The sequence below is a fragment of the Variovorax sp. J2P1-31 genome (assembly GCF_030317215.1).
Taxonomy (GTDB): Bacteria; Pseudomonadota; Gammaproteobacteria; order Burkholderiales; family Burkholderiaceae_C; genus Variovorax.
The window spans coordinates 1,033,700-1,050,900 of record NZ_JASZYA010000001.1 but is presented as its reverse complement, the minus strand read 5'-3'; the positions used below and the strand labels follow the sequence as shown (position 1 = coordinate 1,050,900).

The following is a 17,201-nucleotide window of genomic DNA, read 5'->3' as shown; positions in this document are numbered from 1 at the left end:
AGATGGCATGCACAGCGTGGCGGTCTTTTGCGGTTCCAACACCGGCCACTCGCCGGCCTACCAGGAGGCCGCCGCGGCCCTCGGCCGCGCCATCGCCGCGCGCGGCCTGGTGCTGGTCTACGGTGGCACGCACAAGGGCCTCATGGGCGTGCTGGCCGATGCAGCGCTGGCCGCCGGCGGCGAGGTGACCGGCATCATCAGCCAGCGGTTACATGACCGCGGCCATCTGCATCCCGGCCTGACGCGTCAAGAGATTGCAGCCGACATGCGTGCCCGCAAGGCACGCATGGCCGAACTGGCCGAGGCGTTCATCGCGCTCCCTGGTGGGCTCGGCACGCTGGAGGAACTGCTGGAGGCCGCCACGCTGACGCAGCTGGGCGACCATGTGAAGGCCTGTGGCGCACTCGACGTGCGCGGCTTCTACCAGCCGCTGCGTGCCATGCTGCACCACGCGGTGGACGAGGGCTTCATGAAACCCGAGCACCGCGACATGCTGGTCATCGCCTCCGACCCCGAAACCATGCTCGATGCCCTGGCCGCCTGGCAGCCCCCCACCGTGGACAAGTGGATCGTGCCGGCACCTCGGTGACTCTCCCTCTCTCTCAACATCGAACCGGACTGAAACCCATGCCCCGCATCCGCATCACCGCCGCCGGCCTGTCCTTCGCAGCCGAGACCCATCCCGACGCACCCGAGACCGTGGCCGCCTTCCTGAAGCTGCTGCCCTACCGCCAGAAGCTGATCCACGTGCGTTGGAGCGGCGAAGGCGTCTGGGTGCCATTGGGTGACTGGAAGCTGGGCGTTGGCTTTGAGAACCACACGGCACATCCCTCACGGGGTGACATCCTGTTCTACCCGGGCGGCATCAGTGAGACCGAGATCATCTGGGCCTACGGGCCCTGCAGCTTCGCGAGCCGCATGGGGCCGTTGGCCGGCAACCACTTCTTGACCATCATCGAAGGGCAGGAGCAGTTGGCCGAGCTGGGGCGCAAGGTGCTGTGGGAAGGTGCACAGGACGTGGTCTTCGAGCTGCATTGAGCTTCCGCAGGTCCTTGGCAGGTGCGGCCGGAAGCGGACGTCAGACGGCCCCGAAGCGGAAGCTCGACACCGCGATCCCGCCCATGAAATCCTGTTCGTGGTACACGCGCTCGCCCGCCTCGGCTTCGGCCGCGCCGACCGCGACCATCAGCGGGATCAGGTGCTCCTCGCGCGGATGCGCGATGCGTGCCGCGGGGGCCGAGGCCCAGTCGAGCAGGTGCGCGACGCGCTCGGCCGGCGTCGCGCCCACCACCGCGGCGTCGAGCCAGTCGTCGAAGGCCTTCGACACCTCGCGGGCCTGCGGGCCGAAGTTGCGCAGGTTGTGGTAGCTCAGGCCACTGCCGACGATCAGCACGTCTTCGCGGCGCAGCGGGGCCAGCGCGCGGCCCAGCGCGATGTGCTCGGCCGGGTCGAGGCCGCGCTTGAGCGAGAGCTGCACCATGGGCACGTCGGCCTTCGGGTAGATCGCCGCCATCGGCGAGAAGGCGCCATGGTCGAAGCCGCGCTCGGCATCGATTGCGGCCGGCAGGCCCGCGGCCTCGAGCAGTTGCACCACCCGCCGCGCCACCTCGGGCGAGCCCGGCGCGTCGTAGTGCACCTGGTAGGTGTGGGCCGGGAAGCCGCCGTAGTCGTAGATCATCGGCGGCTTGGGGTTGCCCTGCACCGTGAAGGCCGGCATCTCCCAGTGGGCGGAGACCATCAGGATGGCGCGCGGCGCACGGCCGATCTGGCGCGGCATGTCGGCCAGCGAGGCCTCGAGTTGCGCATAGGCGTCGCCCATCTCCTTCTTCATCCACGGCCACGGGCCGCCGCCGTGCGAGATGAAGTAGGTGGGCAGCAGACGGTCGGTGGAAGTCGTGGTGGTCATGGAATGGCTCCTTTGACACGAGTCTAGAGATTTCCCTTCAGGAAATCGATGGGCTAGGATTCAAGGATTCGTTTCTCCACAGGAAATCATCCATGGACCGCATGACCAGCCTGCGGGTGTTCCGCGAAGTGGTGGACGCCGGCAGTTTCACCGCCGCGGCGGAGCGCCTGGACATTTCGGCGCCGATGGCCAGCAAGCATGTCGCGCAGCTGGAGAAGTCGCTGGGCGCGCGGCTGCTCAACCGCTCGAGCCGGCACCTGAGCCTGACCGAGGCGGGCGAGTCCTGGTACGCCCAGAGCGCGCAGGCGCTCGACCTGCTGGACGCGGCCGAGGCCGCGATCGGCCGCAAGAACGATGCGCCGCGCGGCCAGTTGAAGGTGAGCGCGCCCGTCTGGTGCGCCACGCCGCACTTCGCGCGCGTGCTGGCCGGCTACCACGCGGCCTGTCCCGAGGTGCTGGTCGACATGCACCTGGAGAACCGCAAGGTCGACCTCGCGGCCGACGGCTACGACCTGGCCCTGCGCGCCACGCAGGAGCCCTCGCCCGCGCTGATCGCGCGCCGGCTGTGCCGCGTGCAGTTCCACCTGGTCGCCACGCCCGCGCTGCTGGCGCAGGCCGGCACGCCCGTGCTGCCATCGGAGCTGGCCCGGCTGGGCGCCATCGTGCCCAGCTACGTGAACATCGAGGGGCTGTCGCTCAAGGGGCCGGGCGGGCGGCAGGCGCCGCTGCGGCTGAACCCGGTGCTGCGCTCCGACGACACCACGCTCACGCTGCATGCGGTGCGCGCGGGCCTGGGCATGTCCTTCCTGCCCGAGTGGCTGGTCGACGACGACCTGGCGGCCGGCACGCTGGTGCGGGTGGCGCCCGAGTACAGCGCGCAGCCGGTCACGCTGTTCGCGGTCTATACCAGCCGGCAGTACATGGCGCCCAAGCTGCGCAGCTTCATCGATTTCCTGGGTCAAGCACTGTGTGGCGACACGACCTAGACTGTCGCTCACCCATTCTGGAGACAACATGCCGCTCGACCTTCCCCGCACCGCCCTGCAACTGCGCTCGCTCGTGAAAAGCAGCGGCGAACTCGAACTCTCGCTCGCCGAAGTGCCCGTCCCCGCCGTGGCCGACCACGAGGTCGTGGTGCGCATCGACGCCGCGCCGCTCAACCCCTCGGACCTGGGCCTGCTGTTCGGCACCGCCGACCTCGAGACCGCGGTCGCCGGCGGCACGGCCGAGCGTCCGCTGCTCACGGCCCGCATCCCCGAGGCCGGCATGAGGGCCATGGCCGCGCGGCTCGACGAACCGATGCCCGTGGGCAACGAAGGCGCGGGCGTGGTGGTCGCGGCCGGCGGCGCGCCCGCGGCCCAGGCCCTGCTCGGCAAGACCGTGGCGGTGCTGGGCGGCGCGATGTATGCGCAGTACCGCGCGGTGCCGGTCGACCAGTGCCTGCTGCTGCCCGACAACGCCACAGCGGCCGACGGCGCTTCGTCCTTCGTCAACCCGCTGACCGCGCTCGGCATGGTCGAGACCATGAAGCGCGAAGGCCACACCGCCCTGGTGCACACGGCCGCGGCCTCGAACCTGGGCCAGATGCTGCAGCGCATCTGCCTGGCCGACGGCGTGGCCCTGGTCAACATCGTGCGCAAGCCCGAACAGGCGGCACTGCTCAAGGCCCTGGGCGCCACCCACGTCTGCGATGCCAGCGCGCCGAGCTTCCTCGCCGACCTGACCGATGCGCTGGCCGCGACCGGCGCGACGCTGGCCTTCGACGCCACCGGCGGCGGCCCGCTGGCCGGCCAGATCCTTTCCTGCATGGAGGCCGCGATCTCGCGCACCGCCAAGGTCTACAACCGCTACGGCTCGAGCACGCACAAGCAGGTCTACCTCTACGGCGGCCTCGACACCCGGCCCACCACCTTCAACCGCAGCTTCGGCATGGCCTGGGGCATGGGCGGCTGGCTGCTGTTTCCCTTCCTGCAGAAGATCGGCCCGGCCGCGGCGCAGGTGCTCAAGCAGCGCGTGGCGGCCGAACTCAAGACCACCTTCGCCAGCCGCTATGCGGGCGAGCTGTCGCTGACCGAGGTGCTGTCGCCGACGGCCATCGCGCGCTACAACCAGCGCGCGACCGGGGAGAAATTCCTGATCCGGCCGAACGCGCGCTGATTGGATCGGCCTGCGCTTCGGGCTGGGGTGTTGTCCGACGTGGCGGCCGAAAACGGCCTGCTACATTTTTCGGCCAATGAAGCACCCGACAAATTCCGGATCGGCGCTGAACGCCGACATCTTTGTCGGTGACAGCGAGATGGCCCAGCGCATGCGCGGGCACGACTGGGCCGCCACGCCGCTCGGGCCACCCGCGCAGTGGCCCGACGCGCTCAAGGTGGCGTTGCGCATCCTGCTGACCTCGCGCTTCCAGATGTGGCTGGGCTGGGGCCCCGACGTCGCCTTCTTCTACAACGATGCCTACCGGCCCACGCTGGGCCTCAAGCACCCGCGCGCGCTCGGCATGCCGACGCGGGTGCTGTGGTCGGAAATCTGGAAGGACGTCGAAGGCCGCATCCGCACGGTCTACGACAAGGGCGAGTCGACCTGGGACGATGCGCTGATGCTGCTGCTGGAGCGCTCCGGCTATCCCGAAGAGACCTACCACGCCTTTTCCTACAGCCCGCTGCTGGGCGCGGGCGGCCAGGTCGAGGGCCTGTTCTGCGCGGTGTCCGAAGACACGGGCCGCGTGATCAGCGAACGCCGGCTGCGCGCGCTGCGCGAACTCGGTGCCAGGCTCGCGGCCAGCGACACGCGCGAGGCGGTGGTGCGCAGCACCCGCGACGCGCTCGCCCAGGCCGAACGCGACCTGCCCTTCGCGCTGATGTACCTGTTCGACGGCACGGGCGCCGCGCAACTGGCCTGCGCCACCGGCATCGCGCCCGGCCATCGGCTGGCGCCGCGCTCGCTGGCGCGCGACGCCGCCGAGCCCTGGGCGCTGGACCGGCTCGTGGCCGGCGAGACCGCCTTCGTGCAGCCCCTCGACGGCGCCGGCGACATCCCGCACGGCCCCTGGGACCGGCCCGCGCCCTCGGCCTTCGTGGTGTCGCTGCCGCCCCAGGGCACGGCCCGCGCGGCCGGCTTCCTGGTGTGCGGCGCCAGTCCCTATGCACCGGGCAGCCACGACACGATGAGCTTCGTCCAGCTGCTGTCGGGCCAGATCGCGCCCAGCCTGGCCAACGCCGAAGCGCTGGCCGAACGCACCGCCGAGCGCGACCGCCTGCGCGACCTGTTCCAGCAGGCGCCGGGCTTCATGTGCGTACTGCGCGGGCCCGAGCATGTCTTCGAACTGGTCAACAGCTCCTACCAGCAGCTCATCGGCCACCGCGCGGTCGAGGGCAAGCCGGTGCGCGAAGCCCTGCCCGAACTCACGGGACAGGGCTTCTACGAACGGCTCGACGAGGTCTACCGCAGCGGCGTGCCCTTCGTCGGCCAGGGCCTGCGCATCGCGCTGCAGCGCGCGCCGGGCGCGGCGCTGACCGAGCGCTACCTCGACTTCGTCTACCAGCCCATCCTCGACGCCCACGGCACCGCCACCGGCATCTTCGCCGAGGGCGTCGACGTGACCGACAAGGTGGAGGCCGGCAACGCGCTGCGCGCGCTCAACGACAGCCTCGAGGCCCGCATCGCCGAGCGCACGCACGAGGTCGAGAGCGCACTGGCCCGGCTGCGCGAGGAATCGCAGGAGCGCGAGGCCGCGCAGGATGCGCTGCGCCAGGCGCAGAAGATGGAAGCGGTGGGCCAGCTCACCGGCGGGCTGGCGCACGACTTCAACAACCTGCTGTCGGGCATCACCGGCAGCCTCGAGCTCATGCAGCGCCGGCTGCGCCAGGGCCGCTACGAGGACTTCGAGCGCTACATCCACACCGGCCAGGGCGCGGCCAAGCGCGCGGCCGCGCTCACGCACCGGCTGCTGGCCTTCTCGCGGCGCCAAACGCTGGACCCCAAGGCCACCGACATCAACCGGCTGATCCGCGGCATGGAGGAACTGATCCGCCGCACCATCGGCCCGGAGAACCGGCTCGAAGTGGTCGGGGCGGTGGGCCTGTGGATCACGCGCGTCGATCCGCCGCAGTTGGAGAACGCGCTGCTCAACCTCTGCCTCAACGCGCGCGACGCGATGCCCGGCGGCGGGCGCCTGACGATCGAGACGGCCAACCAGTGGATGGACGAGCGGGCCGCGCGCGACCGCGACCTGCCCACCGGCCAGTACGTCTCGCTGTGCGTGACCGACACCGGCACCGGCATGCCGCCCGAGGTGGCGCGGCGGGTGTTCGAGCCCTTCTTCACCACCAAGCCCATCGGCATGGGCACCGGCCTGGGCCTGTCGATGGTCTATGGCTTCGCGCGCCAGTCGGGCGGCCAGGTGCGGGTCTATTCGGAAGTCGGCATGGGCACCACCGTGTGCGTGTACCTGCCGCGCCACCACGAAGCCGAGGCGCCCTACGAAGCGCCCGCGCCCTTCGATGCCACCGAGGTGCCCGGCGCGGGCCTGGTGCTGGTGGTCGACGACGAGCCCTCGGTGCGCTCGCTGGTGACCGAGGTGCTGGGCGAACTTGGCTACCGCACGCTCGAGGCCGAGGAAGGCGCGGCCGGCCTGGCGGTGCTGCAGTCGAGCACGGCCATCGACCTGCTGATCACCGACGTCGGCCTGCCCGGCGGCATGAACGGCCGCCAGCTGGCCGACGCGGCGCGGGCCTCGCGTCCCGAGCTCAAGGTGCTGTTCATCACCGGCTATGCCGAGAACGCGGTGGTGGGCAACGGCCACCTCGATCCGGGCATGGAGATCATGACCAAACCCTTCACGCTGGATGCGCTCGCCCGCCGGGTGCGGCAGATGGTGGCGCCAAAGTCCTGACACCGACAGGGGCGCCGCGCGCCCGCTACAGTGGAGCCCTCTCGAAAAGGCGCCTGGCGCCTTTTTCCACTTGAAAGACCGCCCGCCTTGTTCCGTTTCTTCGAAAGACTTCTCCAGCCCTACCCCGCCGCCGAACCCGTGCCGCCGCCCAATGGCTTCTTCGCCTTCCTCTGGGCCTGCACCCAGGGCACGCGCGGCAAGATCGCGGCGATGGCGGGGCTCACCGCGGTCATGTCGGCCTTCGAGGCCCTGCTGTTCGCCATGCTGGGCCGGATCGTCGACTGGCTCGGCGGCCAGGTCCCGGCACGCCTCTGGGAAGACCGCGGCACCACGCTGATCTGGCTGGCCGCGGCCCTGGTCGCGAGCATCGTGGTGGTGGGCCTGCAGACCATCGTCAAGCACCAGACGCTGGCCATCAACCTGCCGATGCGGCTGCGCTGGAACTTCCACCGGCTGATGCTGGGCCAGAGCATGGCCTTCTACCAGGACGAGTTCGCCGGCCGCATCACGGCCAAGGTGATGCAGACCGCCCTGGCGGTGCGCGACACCATCTTCGTGCTGGCCGACGTGCTGGTCGCCATGGGCGTCTACGTCGCCACGCTGATCGTGCTGGCGGCGGTGCTCGACACCACACTGATGGTGCCCTTCGTCGTCTGGCTGCTGCTCTATGTGGCGCAGCTCGCGTGGTTCGTGCCGCGGCTGGGCAAGATCGGCAAGGCGCAGGCCGATGCGCGCGCGCTCATGACCGGGCGCATCACCGACGCCTACACCAACATCGCCACCGTCAAGCTGTTCTCGCACACCCAGCGCGAGGCCGGCTTCGCGCGCTCGGCCATGCAGGAGTTCCAGGCCACGGGCCATGCCCAGATGCGGCTGGTGAGCGCCTTCGAGATCGTCAACCACACGCTGAGCATGGCGCTCACCGCCGGCATGGCGGGCATGGCGCTGTGGCTGTGGTCGCGCGGCGTGGTCGGTGTGGGCACGGTGGCCGCGGCCACCGCGATGGCGCTGCGGCTGCAGGGCATGTCGCACTGGATCATGTGGGAGATGACCAGCCTGTTCGAGAACATCGGCACGGTGCAGGACGGCATGAAGACGCTGTCGCGCCCGCGCACCGTGGTCGACGCGCCGGCCGCGCCGGCCCTGGTGGTGCCGCGCGGCGAGGTGCGTTTCGAGCATGCGAGCTTCCGCTACGGCGAAGGCCGCCCGAACGTGATCGACGACATGACGCTGACGGTGCGCCCCGGCGAGAAGATCGGCCTGGTGGGCCGCTCGGGCGCGGGCAAGTCGACGCTGGTGAACCTGCTGCTGCGCTTCCATGACCTGGACGGCGGCCGCATCCTGATCGACGGGCAGGACATCGCGCAGGTCACGCAGGATTCGCTGCGCAAGCACATCGGCATGGTCACGCAGGACACCTCGCTGCTGCACCGCTCGGTGGCCGACAACATCGCCTACGGCCGCCCCGATGCGCCGCACGACGAGATCCGCGAAGCCGCCGAACGCGCCGAGGCGCAGGCCTTCATCGACTCGCTGGGCGACGCCAAGGGCCGCAGCGGCTACGAGGCGCATGTGGGCGAGCGCGGCGTCAAGCTCTCGGGCGGCCAGCGCCAGCGCATCGCGATCGCGCGCGTGATGCTCAAGGACGCGCCGATCCTGCTGCTCGACGAAGCCACCAGCGCGCTCGACTCCGAGGTCGAGGCCGCGATCCAGGCCAGCCTGTACCGCTTGATGGAGGGCAAGACCGTGATCGCGATCGCGCACCGGCTCTCGACCATCGCCGCCATGGACCGGCTGATCGTGCTCGACGAAGGCAAGGTGGTCGAAGAAGGCGACCACGCCACCCTGCTGGCCCAGGGCGGGCTCTATGCCCGCCTCTGGGCGCACCAGAGCGGCGGTTTCCTGGGCGAGCAGTGATCAGGTCCTGAACCGCTCGCCGGCGCGCCTCAGCTTGCGCGTGCGGTGAGCCACTGCGAGGACTTCAGCGCCGCCGCGACCACGCGCACCTCGCCGATGTTGCCGAAGAAACCGTCGGCGCGCGCGCCGTTCCACGAGCCGCCGCCGACCACCCAGGGCGAGCTGGCCGACAGGGTCGACAGGCCCTGCACGTTGCCGGCGTTGCGCAGCACCGGCGCGCCCTCGACGTACATCGTGGTGTTGTGCGTGGCCGGGTCGTTGACGATCGCGATGTGCACCCAGCCGCCCGCGATGATCTCGCCCGACCAGTTGGTGCGGCCGGTGCGCGAACCCTGCGTGGGCACCACTTCCCACTGCACCTCGCGCAGGCTGGAGATCGCGAACAGCATCGGCGGCGATTCGCCGTCGTCGCCGTTCCAGCCCGGCAGCTGGCCGCGGATGCCGTCGCGCGTCATGATGTTCATCCAGGCCTGCTTGCCGCTGGTCCAGCTCGGGTCGATCTTGATGAAGGCCTCGACCGTGTAGCCGTTCTCGAGCGTCTGCGCATTGAGGGGCGCGGCGGCATCGGTGAGGAAGTAGCTCAGGCGAGGCACATTCTTGTCGGTGTTGAGGAAGCGCACCGAGCCCGGCGCGGCCGACAAGAAATGGCGGTCGTCGCTCCACACGATGTCGCCGGCCTGGGCGCTCTGGATGCCGCCCTGGTTGAGCGCATCGCGGTGCAGCGGATTGGCGCCGGTCACGTCGGCGATCACCGCGCCCACCGGCACCGCCTGGTTCGCCGTGCCGCCGAAGAAACGCCAGTGGGCCAGCGTGTTCGCGACCTTGGGATAGTCGTCGGCATTGGCGGCCGGGCGCGGCGTCGCGACCACGGGCTCGACGTAGTTCTTGAGCAGCATGGCCTTGGCCTGCGCCACCAGCGAGCTGGCGACGGTCGCTTCGCCGACGCCGAAGGACTTGTTGAAGCCGCCGAAGCGCTGGCTGAAGTCCATGTCGATGCTGAACTCCTCGTTGGGCGTGGTCAGCACGGCCTGGTCGAAGGCGGTCAGCGTCGCGGCCGGCTTCTGCGGCACCCAGGGCGAGAAGGACAGCACCTTGATCTTCTTGTTCGTCAGGTCGAACTCGTAGAGCCGCATCAGGCCGTTGCCGCCCTGGTAGGCCATCTGGTAGTCCACCACCATCTCCTCGACCGCATGGCCGTAGTCGTTGGTCTTCGTGAGGTGCGCCGCGCCATGGTGGTGGCCGTTGAGCGTCATGAAGATCTGGTCGTTGTCGCGGATCAGCTTCTCCCAGAGCATCAGGCCGTAGCCGGTTTCCAGCGGGCTCACGCCGTCGGCGGCGATGTTGAGCAGCTGGTGGTTGGCCAGGATCACCGGCAGCGTCGGGTTGGCCGCGATCACCTGGCGCGCCCAGACGATGCCCGCGTCGGAGATGCGCCACGACAGCGACAGCACCATGAACTTCTGGCCCTGCGCCTCGAACACGTGGTACTCGTGGAAGCCGCTCGGGTCGCGTCCGCGGAAGGTCGACTGTGCCGCGGCGCGCGTCTTGCCGAACCATTGCAGGTAGGGCTCGTTGGCCAGGTTGCGGTTGGCTTCGGTCCCGTCGACGGGATCGACGCCGAAGTCGATGTCCCGCAGCACGTCGTGGTTGCCGGCCAGCACGCTGTAGGGCTGCTTGGCGGCCTCGAGCAGCTTCATCGCGGCGTCCGCCACCTTCCACTGGTCCGGCTTGCCGACCTGGTCGACCACGTCGCCCAGGTGGATGGTGAAGGGGATGTTCAGCGCCTTGGCGTTGGCCACGATCCAGCCCGTCTGGGCCGAGAAGGGCTCGTTGCCGAAGCGGGTCATGTACTCGCTGCCTTCGGCCGAGGTCGCATAGCGGGCGTAGAACTGCGTGTCGGGCATCACGGCGAGCGCGAAGCTGGAGATCGGCGCGGGCGCCGGTGCCGGGCCGGGGGCCGGCGCGGGTGCGGGCGCCGGCGCGGGGGGCGCGGGCGTGGCCGCGGCATCGTTGTTGCCGCCACCGCAGGCGGCCAGCAGGGAACCGCCGGTCACGGCCAGCAGGCCGGCACCGAGCTTGAGGATCTGTCGACGCGCCGGACCTTCGCCGACGGACCGCGCAGCCTCGGAGGGCGCGTCGGACGAGGCCGAGGAAAGATCGTGCGAATCGTTGAACTGGGACATGGGAAGAAACAGGAGCGGAGGGGCTGCCGAGCATAGGCACGCGCGGTGTCACGTCGGTTACGCGTGCGTGACGCTTGCGTTGCGGGCCGGCACCGCAACCCACCGGGCGCGCGCCACGGGCCGCGCGCAACCTGAGCGGAGACTGACTTGCGGCGTCGATCACAGGCGCGCCCGGCGGCAATCGCATCGGCCGCCCGGCTCCGCATCGGGCTGCACAGGACGGGGGCGCGGCGAAGCGTCGGCATGCCCCGCACGAAGCTCGGTGCGTCCTACAGCACACGCCGCCAGCCGCCGACAGGAAAAAAACGCCCCGGTGCGAGGCTGTCGGTGTTGTCAACAAAGAGGAGCCCTCGCGTGAATTCCATCATCTACATCGTCGGTCTGGTCGTGGTCGTGGTTGCTGTGCTGTCGTTCTTCGGCCTGCGCTGAACCCGGCAAACCAAAGCGCCGGCCGCAAGGCCGGCCATCCGAAGGGGCCGTTCGCGGCCCCTTCGCGTTGGTGCGCACGGCATAATTTCCCGCACCCTGCCGGCCCCTTGCGCCGGTGCCGAAGAAGAACCGAGAAACGCCGTTGAACATCGCATCGCGCCCGACCGCCGCCACGCCGCCGCCGAATGCGCTGATCACCGAAGCCGTCCAGCTGATCGAGGAGGCCGGCCCGCTCGACGATGCGGCCGCCATGCGCGAAGCCATGGCCCGGCGGACGGACCTGCCCGGCCGGATCGCGCTGCGCGCGCAGCTGCTGGGCCAGCGTCTCGGCCTCCAACACGAACTCGCACGCGCCCGCCAATGGGCGCCCTGGATCGGCCTGGGCCTGGTGCTGGCCATCGTGCTCGCGGGCCTGGGCCTGGCGGGCAGCGTGGTCGGCGGCGCCGAGCGGCGCATCAACATCATGGCGGCGCTGGTCAGCCTGCTGGGCCTGCACCTGCTCACGCTGCTGGCCTGGCTGCTCGGCCTGCTGCTGCCCCTGCGCGCGCCGCGCCTGTCCTTCGGCTGGCTCTGGATGACGCTCACGGCGCGCGTCGCGGGCGGGCGCCAGGGCCAGGCCCCGGTGCTGCTGCGCGCCGCCACCCGGCTGCTGGCGCGCGCCCGGCTGCTGCCCTGGGCGCTGGGGCTGGTGAGCCATGGCATCTGGACGCTGTCCTTCCTGGTCGTGCTGGCCGCCCTGCTCTTCGCGATGGCCTTCCACCGCTACACGCTGAACTGGGAGACCACCATCCTCGACCCGCAGTTCTTCCTGCAGGCGGTGCAATGGCTGGGCCGCCTGCCCGCGGTGTTCGGCTTCGCCACCCCCGACGCCGGCGTCGTGCTGGCACCGGGCGGCATGGCCGACGCTGCCGGCCAGCGCAGCTGGGCCCTGTGGCTCACCGGCTGCATCGTGGTCTACGGGCTGCTGCCGCGCGTGCTGCTCCTGCTGCTGAGCGCCGCGATGTGGCAATGGCGCAAGCGCGGCCTGCAACCCGCGCTCGACGCGCCCTGCCACCGCCGGCTGGCCGCGCGCTTCGAGGCGCTGGCGCCGCGCGCCATCGTCGATGCCGACCCCGGCGCCGAACACCCGGCAGCTCCCGCGCGCCCGCTCGACACCGGCGACGCGCTGCTCGGCGTCGGCTTCGAACTGCCGCCCGACGTCGCCTGGCCGCCGGCCGGCCTGCCCGCCGATGCGCGGGCGCTGCGCATCGACGGCAGCGCCGAGGCCCGGCGCACCTTGCTCGACACCGCCGCGCAGCTGCGGCCGCGCGCCCTGCTGCTGGCCTGTCGCGCGGCCGCCAGCCCCGACCGCGGCACCGAACGCCTGCTGCGCGAGCTGCTCGCGCACTGCGGCGACTGCGGTCTCTGGCTGCTGGCCGAGGACGGCGGCGCTGCGCTGCCCGAGACCGGTGTGCAGCGCTGGCGCGACTGGCTGCGGGACTGTGGCCTCGAGCGCATCGCCGTCCATGCGCGGCTCGGCGATGCGCTGGCGGGAGGATGAGCATGCAAGACCCCGCCATCCGCATCGCCGTGGTCGGCCACACCAACGCCGGCAAGACCTCGCTGCTGCGCACGCTGACCCGGCGCGTCGACTTCGGCGAGGTGTCGGCGCGGCCCGGCACCACGCGCCATGTGGAGCGCATCGAACTCAAGGTGCGCGAGCGCGCGGCCGTGCAGTTCTTCGACACGCCCGGGCTGGAAGACGCGGTGAGCCTGCGCGAGCACATCGCGCAACTCGGCGACGCACCCACGCCGCCCGAGCGCATCCGCCGTTTTCTCGAGGGCCCGGAGGCGCACGGCAGCTTCGAGCAGGAGGCCAAGGTGCTGCGCACGCTGCTCGAGGTCGATGCCGCCTTCCTCGTGATCGACGCGCGCGAACCGGTGCTGCCCAAGTACCGCGACGAGATCGAGCTGCTGCGCTCCTGCGCGCGGCCGGTGCTGCCGGTGCTCAACTTCGTGCGCGACGCCGCCGCGCGCGAAGACGAATGGCGCACGCTGCTCGCGGCCTATGGCATGCATGCGGTGGTGCGCTTCGATGCGGCCGCGCCCTTCGTCGGTGCCGAGCACGACCTCTACCAGGACCTGGTCACGCTGCTGCGCGAACGCCGCGCGCAGCTGCAGGAGGTGATCGCCTCGCTCGACGCCGAGTTCGCCCAGCGCCGCAGCGACGCCGCCGCGCGCATCGCCGAACTGCTGGTCGACGTGGCCGCCACGCGCCGCACGTTGCCCGCGGCCGAGTTCGAGGACGCGGCGCGCCGCGCACCGCAGGTCGCGGCCCTGCAGCAGGCGGTGTCGGCCAAGGCGCAGCGCTGCACCTCCGACCTGCTGGCGCTCTACGGCTTCCGCGAAGGCGATGCGGCCGAGGCCGCGCTGCCGCTGCTCGAAGGCCGCTGGTCGATGGATTTCTTCAGCCCCGAGGCGCTCAAGGACGCGAGCCTGCGCCTGGGCAAGGGGGCGGCGGTCGGCGTGGCCGTGGGCGTGGTGGCCGACCTTGCGCTGGCCGGCCTCTCGCTGGGCGCGGGCGCTGCGCTGGGCGGCGCCATCGGCGGCGCGGTCTCCCAGGGCTGGGGCCCGCTGGGCCGCAAGCTCGCCAACAAGCTGCGCGACCTGCACGAGCTCACGGTGGAAGACAAGGTGCTGTTCGCGCTGGCCGCCTGGCAGCTGCAGCTCACGCAGGCATTGGAGCGGCGCGGCCATGCGGCCACGCAGCGCATCGACACCGAGGCAGCGAAGGACGGCGATGCGCCCACGCGCGCGGCGGCCGATGCGGTGCGCGCGGTGCAGCCGGCACGCAACCATCCGGAATGGGAAGCGCGCGGCGGCGTGGTGCACCACTTCCGCCGCGCCTCGCCGCAGCGCGAGGCGCTGGTGGGCACGCTCGCGCAGGCCCTGCAGCGCGCCTTCGCGGCCCGCTGAAGCCGCTCAGGCCGCGCGCCGGTCGCCCACCGCGAAGCGCGCCGCCTCGGCCTTGATCAGGTCCGCGATCCGCTCGGTGAGCATCAGGGTCGGCATGTTGGTGTTGGCGCGCGGGATCGACGGCATGATCGACGAGTCGCACACCCGCAGCCCCTCCACACCGTGCACCCGGCCCGCGCCGTCGGTCACGGCCATCGGGTCGTCGGCCGCGCCCATCTTGCAGGTGCCCGAGGCATGCCACACGCCCGCCACGCCGTTGCCGACGAACTCGGTGAGCTTGGCGTCGTCGGCCAGCAGGTCGTCGATGCGCACGCCCAACGTGATCAGCCCGTGCACGATCGCGCCGCGCAGCGGCCCGGCCCAGTCGAGCACGAAGGACAGCGTCGCCATCTGGAACGCGTTCCAGGCACCGGGTGCCGAGACCCGGCGCACGCGCTCCGAGTAGCTGGTGGGAAACACCGTGCCGCGCACGCCGTCGAGGTTCGCGTCGGCCAGCGCCTTGGCCGCGACCGTGAAGCCCTCCTTGAGCCGCGCCAGGTCGCGCGGGTCGGACAGCAGCCTGAAGTCCACCGCCGGCTCCTCGTTCGGATCGGCCGAGCGCAGCTTGACGGTGCCGCGCGAGTAGGACTTGTTGACCCACACCAGCATGGTGCCCATGCGCTGCCCGATCGCATGCCAGGCGGTGCGGCCGATGATGGCCACGTGCATGTCGCCCGCGGGTGCGTCGGGGATGCTCTTGGAGGTGTAGCGCAGCAGCGCCTGGTCGTGGTGCTCGGCCAGGTCCTTCATGCGCGAGGCGGGCGGCAGGTAGGTCGAGACGGCCGTCAGCGGGTGCTCCATGAGGTTGGCGCCCACGCCGGGGCGGTCGGCCTTCACCGTGATGCCCAGCGCCTCCAGGTCGGCCGCCGGGCCGATGCCGCTGCGCAGCAGCAGCGCGGCCGAATGGATGCCGCCCATGCAGACGATGGTCTGCGCCGCGTGCAGCGGCTGGCCGCCGGCCTCGGCGCCGATCACGCGGCCGCCGTCGAACAGCAGGCGCTGCACCTGGGTGTCGGTGAGGATGCGCAGGTTCTGGCGCGCACGCACCTCGGGCGTCAGGTAGACGATCGAGGCGGGCACGCGCTGGCCCTCGTCGCTGGTGGCGATCGCGGCCGGGAACACGCCGTCCTTCCATTCGCCGTTCTGGTCCGGGTACTGCGGATGGCCGCGCAGCCTGAGCGAGCGGCACACCGCCTGCACGAAGGGCGACACGCTGCCCGGCGCGAGCCGGCGCACCGGGATCGGCCCGGTCTGGCCGTGGTACTTGTCGTCGAAGTCGCAGTCGCGCTCCAGCTTGCGGAAGTACTGCAGCGCGACCGCGCCGCTCCAGCCTTCGGCGCCCAGCCGCGCCCATTCGTCGTAGTCGTCGGGCGCGCCGCGGTTGGCCACCATCGCATTGATGGCCGAGCCGCCGCCCAGCACGCGCGCCTGCTCGTAGCCGCGCGGCGTGCGCTGGGGCTGGCGCGTGGGCGCGCCGCTCACGGTGGCGACCAGTGCGGTCCAGAGGTTCTGCTTGTCGAGGTAGGCCAGGCCGGGGTAGCGGCTGCGGATGCTGTCGCTCATGGCATCGGGCCGCAGGTCGCGACCGGCCTCCACCAGCAGCACCTGCTTGTCCGCGCTCTCCGACAGCCGCGCCGCGAGCGCGCAGCCCGCGGTGCCGCCGCCCAGGATCAGGTAGTCGATCTTCCGGGCCATCACTGCTTGCCGCCCCAGCGCTGCGGGTAGCCCGGCATCTTCTCGCAGCCGCACATCGAGTAGTGCAGCGGTGGCAGCTTCTCGTTGACGTACAGCGGCAGCTCCTTGGCGGTGATGCTCGGCTGCGGCAGCACCCAGGTCGGGCCCGGCAGCGGTTCGCCCTTGAGGGTCTTGAGCGCGGCGATCACCGCGGTGCGCCACTGGTAGGCCGGGTAGGTCGGCGCGATGCCCTTGAAGCCGTTCTTCTTCCAGGCCTGCAGGTAGTCCTGCTGGTCTTCGCCGGTGATGACCGGGTACGGCTGGCCCGCGTCCTCGAAGGCCTCGGCCACGGCCACCGACACGGCACCCAGGTCGACCCACACCGCATCGATCTTGCCGCTGCGGCTCAGGTAGTCGGCCACGGTGGCCTTGGTCTTGGCGCGGTCGCCGCCCACGAACTCGTTGCCCACCACCTTGAGGCCGGCGTCGTCGAACACCTTCCTGGCCGCGGCCCAGCGGGTCTCGAACAGGTCCACGCCCGGCGCGGTGCGCAGTACCAGCACCTTGCCGCCCTTGGGCGCGTTGGCCGCGATGAAGTCGGCACCGACCTTGCCCCAGGCGTAGCCGCCGACCGAGCGCACGGCCGTCACCGGGCACAGGCTGTTGACCGAGCGGTCGAAGGTCACGACCGGCAGCTTCTTGCAGGCCTCCTCCACCGCCGGCGTGAGCGCGGCCGAGGTGTTGGGCGAGACGATCAGCGCATCGCACTTGCCGCTGTTCACCAGCGAGCGGATGTCGGAGATCTGCTTCTCGTCCTTGCCTTGCGCGTCGGCGTATTCGAAGCCCTTGATGTCGGCCTTGTTGAGCTCGACCTCGGCCTGCATGGTGTTCCAGCCGACCACGCGCCAGGGGTTGCTCACGCTGGCGTTCGAGAAGCACAGCGTGTAGGGGCCCTTCTTCTTGTACTTGGCGGTGTCGATGTTCTTGCCGCCGATGTGCTGCAGCCAGGGCTGGTCGGCCGGGCCTTCGGGCTTGGCGGCCATGAGCTGGGCCTGCGCCTGCATCTCCTGGTCGACGTTGACGTTGGCGACCTGCGCGAAGGCGCCCGCAGGGGCGGCGAGCGCGAGCACCAGGGCGCCGCAGCGCAGCGCCGGCTGCCGGAGGGAGGGGGTGAAATTCATGAGCTTGTCTCCTGTGGATCTGT

General features: G+C 71.0%; 13 protein-coding genes. 9 read left to right on the top strand and 4 right to left on the bottom strand.

Annotated elements, in window-relative coordinates:
• Positions 1-7 precede the first annotated feature (7 nt).
• Together QTI20_RS04850 and QTI20_RS04845 are read left to right on the top strand one after the other, a co-directional pair.
• Positions 8-589 (top strand): LOG family protein, encoded by a 582-nt coding sequence (locus tag QTI20_RS04850; protein WP_286549721.1) that lies wholly within the window; start codon positions 8-10, stop codon positions 587-589.
• A 38-nt stretch (positions 590-627) separates the two neighbouring features.
• Positions 628-1,038: a DUF3830 family protein gene (locus QTI20_RS04845; protein ID WP_286549724.1), complete on the top strand. Its 411-nt coding sequence runs from the start codon at positions 628-630 to the stop codon at positions 1,036-1,038.
• 40 nt (positions 1,039-1,078) lie between these two features.
• Here QTI20_RS04845 and QTI20_RS04840 read toward each other — a convergent pair whose 3' ends face one another.
• Positions 1,079-1,906, bottom strand: a complete 828-nt coding sequence (locus QTI20_RS04840; RefSeq protein WP_286549726.1) for a DODA-type extradiol aromatic ring-opening family dioxygenase — start codon at positions 1,904-1,906, stop codon at positions 1,079-1,081.
• 92 nt (positions 1,907-1,998) lie between these two features.
• On the opposite strand from QTI20_RS04840, the gene QTI20_RS04835 reads away from it, so the two are divergent.
• The 4 genes from QTI20_RS04835 to QTI20_RS04820 all read left to right on the top strand — a co-directional run bounded on the left by QTI20_RS04835 (position 1,999) and on the right by QTI20_RS04820 (position 8,717).
• Positions 1,999-2,892, top strand: coding sequence for a LysR family transcriptional regulator (locus tag QTI20_RS04835; RefSeq protein ID WP_286549729.1), 894 nt, complete (start codon positions 1,999-2,001; stop codon positions 2,890-2,892).
• Between the two features lie 28 nt (positions 2,893-2,920).
• On the top strand, positions 2,921-4,063 hold the full coding sequence (locus tag QTI20_RS04830) for a zinc-binding dehydrogenase (protein ID WP_286549731.1): 1,143 nt from the start codon (positions 2,921-2,923) through the stop codon (positions 4,061-4,063).
• Positions 4,064-4,139: 76 nt separating this feature from the next.
• The gene (locus QTI20_RS04825; RefSeq protein ID WP_286549733.1) at positions 4,140-6,800 is read left to right on the top strand and encodes a hybrid sensor histidine kinase/response regulator; all 2,661 of its coding nucleotides are present in this window, start codon (positions 4,140-4,142) and stop codon (positions 6,798-6,800) included.
• An 87-nt stretch (positions 6,801-6,887) separates the two neighbouring features.
• Complete coding sequence (locus QTI20_RS04820; protein WP_286549734.1) at positions 6,888-8,717, top strand: ABC transporter ATP-binding protein; 1,830 nt, start codon at positions 6,888-6,890, stop codon at positions 8,715-8,717.
• Between the two features lie 29 nt (positions 8,718-8,746).
• Here the strand turns inward: QTI20_RS04820 and QTI20_RS04815 are convergent, their stop codons facing one another.
• Complete coding sequence (locus QTI20_RS04815; RefSeq protein WP_286549735.1) at positions 8,747-10,900, bottom strand: LamG-like jellyroll fold domain-containing protein; 2,154 nt, start codon at positions 10,898-10,900, stop codon at positions 8,747-8,749.
• Between the two features lie 243 nt (positions 10,901-11,143).
• On the opposite strand from QTI20_RS04815, the gene QTI20_RS04810 reads away from it, so the two are divergent.
• The 3 genes from QTI20_RS04810 (at position 11,144) to QTI20_RS04800 (ending at position 14,284) form a co-directional block, all read left to right on the top strand.
• Positions 11,144-11,329, top strand: a complete 186-nt coding sequence (locus QTI20_RS04810) for a hypothetical protein (protein WP_286549737.1) — start codon at positions 11,144-11,146, stop codon at positions 11,327-11,329.
• A 142-nt stretch (positions 11,330-11,471) separates the two neighbouring features.
• Entirely contained in the window at positions 11,472-12,869 is a 1,398-nt protein-coding gene (locus tag QTI20_RS04805; protein WP_286549739.1) for a DUF2868 domain-containing protein, read from the top strand.
• A 2-nt stretch (positions 12,870-12,871) separates the two neighbouring features.
• A complete protein-coding gene (locus QTI20_RS04800; protein WP_286549741.1) occupies positions 12,872-14,284 on the top strand; it encodes a GTPase/DUF3482 domain-containing protein in 1,413 nt (470 codons plus the stop codon).
• A 6-nt stretch (positions 14,285-14,290) separates the two neighbouring features.
• Here the strand turns inward: QTI20_RS04800 and QTI20_RS04795 are convergent, their stop codons facing one another.
• Positions 14,291-16,018 carry a GMC family oxidoreductase gene (locus QTI20_RS04795; protein WP_286549744.1) on the bottom strand — a complete coding sequence of 576 codons (1,728 nt, stop codon included), beginning with the start codon at positions 16,016-16,018 and terminating at the stop codon, positions 14,291-14,293.
• Positions 16,018-17,178, bottom strand: a complete 1,161-nt coding sequence (locus QTI20_RS04790; RefSeq protein WP_286549746.1) for an ABC transporter substrate-binding protein — start codon at positions 17,176-17,178, stop codon at positions 16,018-16,020. Before QTI20_RS04790 ends, QTI20_RS04795 begins: the two co-directional genes overlap by 1 nt.
• Between the last annotated feature and the right edge of the window lie 23 nt (positions 17,179-17,201).

What these genes read in the sequence shown, in the direction of transcription:
- QTI20_RS04810 (WP_286549737.1), top strand. Translation starts at nt 11,144, where the DNA reads ATGCCCCGCACGAAGCTCGGTGCGTCCTACAGCACACGCCGCCAGCCG.
- QTI20_RS04845 (WP_286549724.1), top strand. Translation starts at nt 628, where the DNA reads ATGCCCCGCATCCGCATCACCGCCGCCGGCCTGTCCTTCGCAGCCGAG.
- QTI20_RS04835 (WP_286549729.1), top strand. Translation starts at nt 1,999, where the DNA reads ATGGACCGCATGACCAGCCTGCGGGTGTTCCGCGAAGTGGTGGACGCC.
- QTI20_RS04790 (WP_286549746.1), bottom strand. Translation starts at nt 17,178, where the DNA reads ATGAATTTCACCCCCTCCCTCCGGCAGCCGGCGCTGCGCTGCGGCGCC.
- QTI20_RS04800 (WP_286549741.1), top strand. Translation starts at nt 12,872, where the DNA reads ATGCAAGACCCCGCCATCCGCATCGCCGTGGTCGGCCACACCAACGCC.
- QTI20_RS04825 (WP_286549733.1), top strand. Translation starts at nt 4,140, where the DNA reads ATGAAGCACCCGACAAATTCCGGATCGGCGCTGAACGCCGACATCTTT.
- QTI20_RS04815 (WP_286549735.1), bottom strand. Translation starts at nt 10,900, where the DNA reads ATGTCCCAGTTCAACGATTCGCACGATCTTTCCTCGGCCTCGTCCGAC.
- QTI20_RS04840 (WP_286549726.1), bottom strand. Translation starts at nt 1,906, where the DNA reads ATGACCACCACGACTTCCACCGACCGTCTGCTGCCCACCTACTTCATC.
- QTI20_RS04795 (WP_286549744.1), bottom strand. Translation starts at nt 16,018, where the DNA reads ATGGCCCGGAAGATCGACTACCTGATCCTGGGCGGCGGCACCGCGGGC.
- QTI20_RS04850 (WP_286549721.1), top strand. Translation starts at nt 8, where the DNA reads ATGCACAGCGTGGCGGTCTTTTGCGGTTCCAACACCGGCCACTCGCCG.
- QTI20_RS04830 (WP_286549731.1), top strand. Translation starts at nt 2,921, where the DNA reads ATGCCGCTCGACCTTCCCCGCACCGCCCTGCAACTGCGCTCGCTCGTG.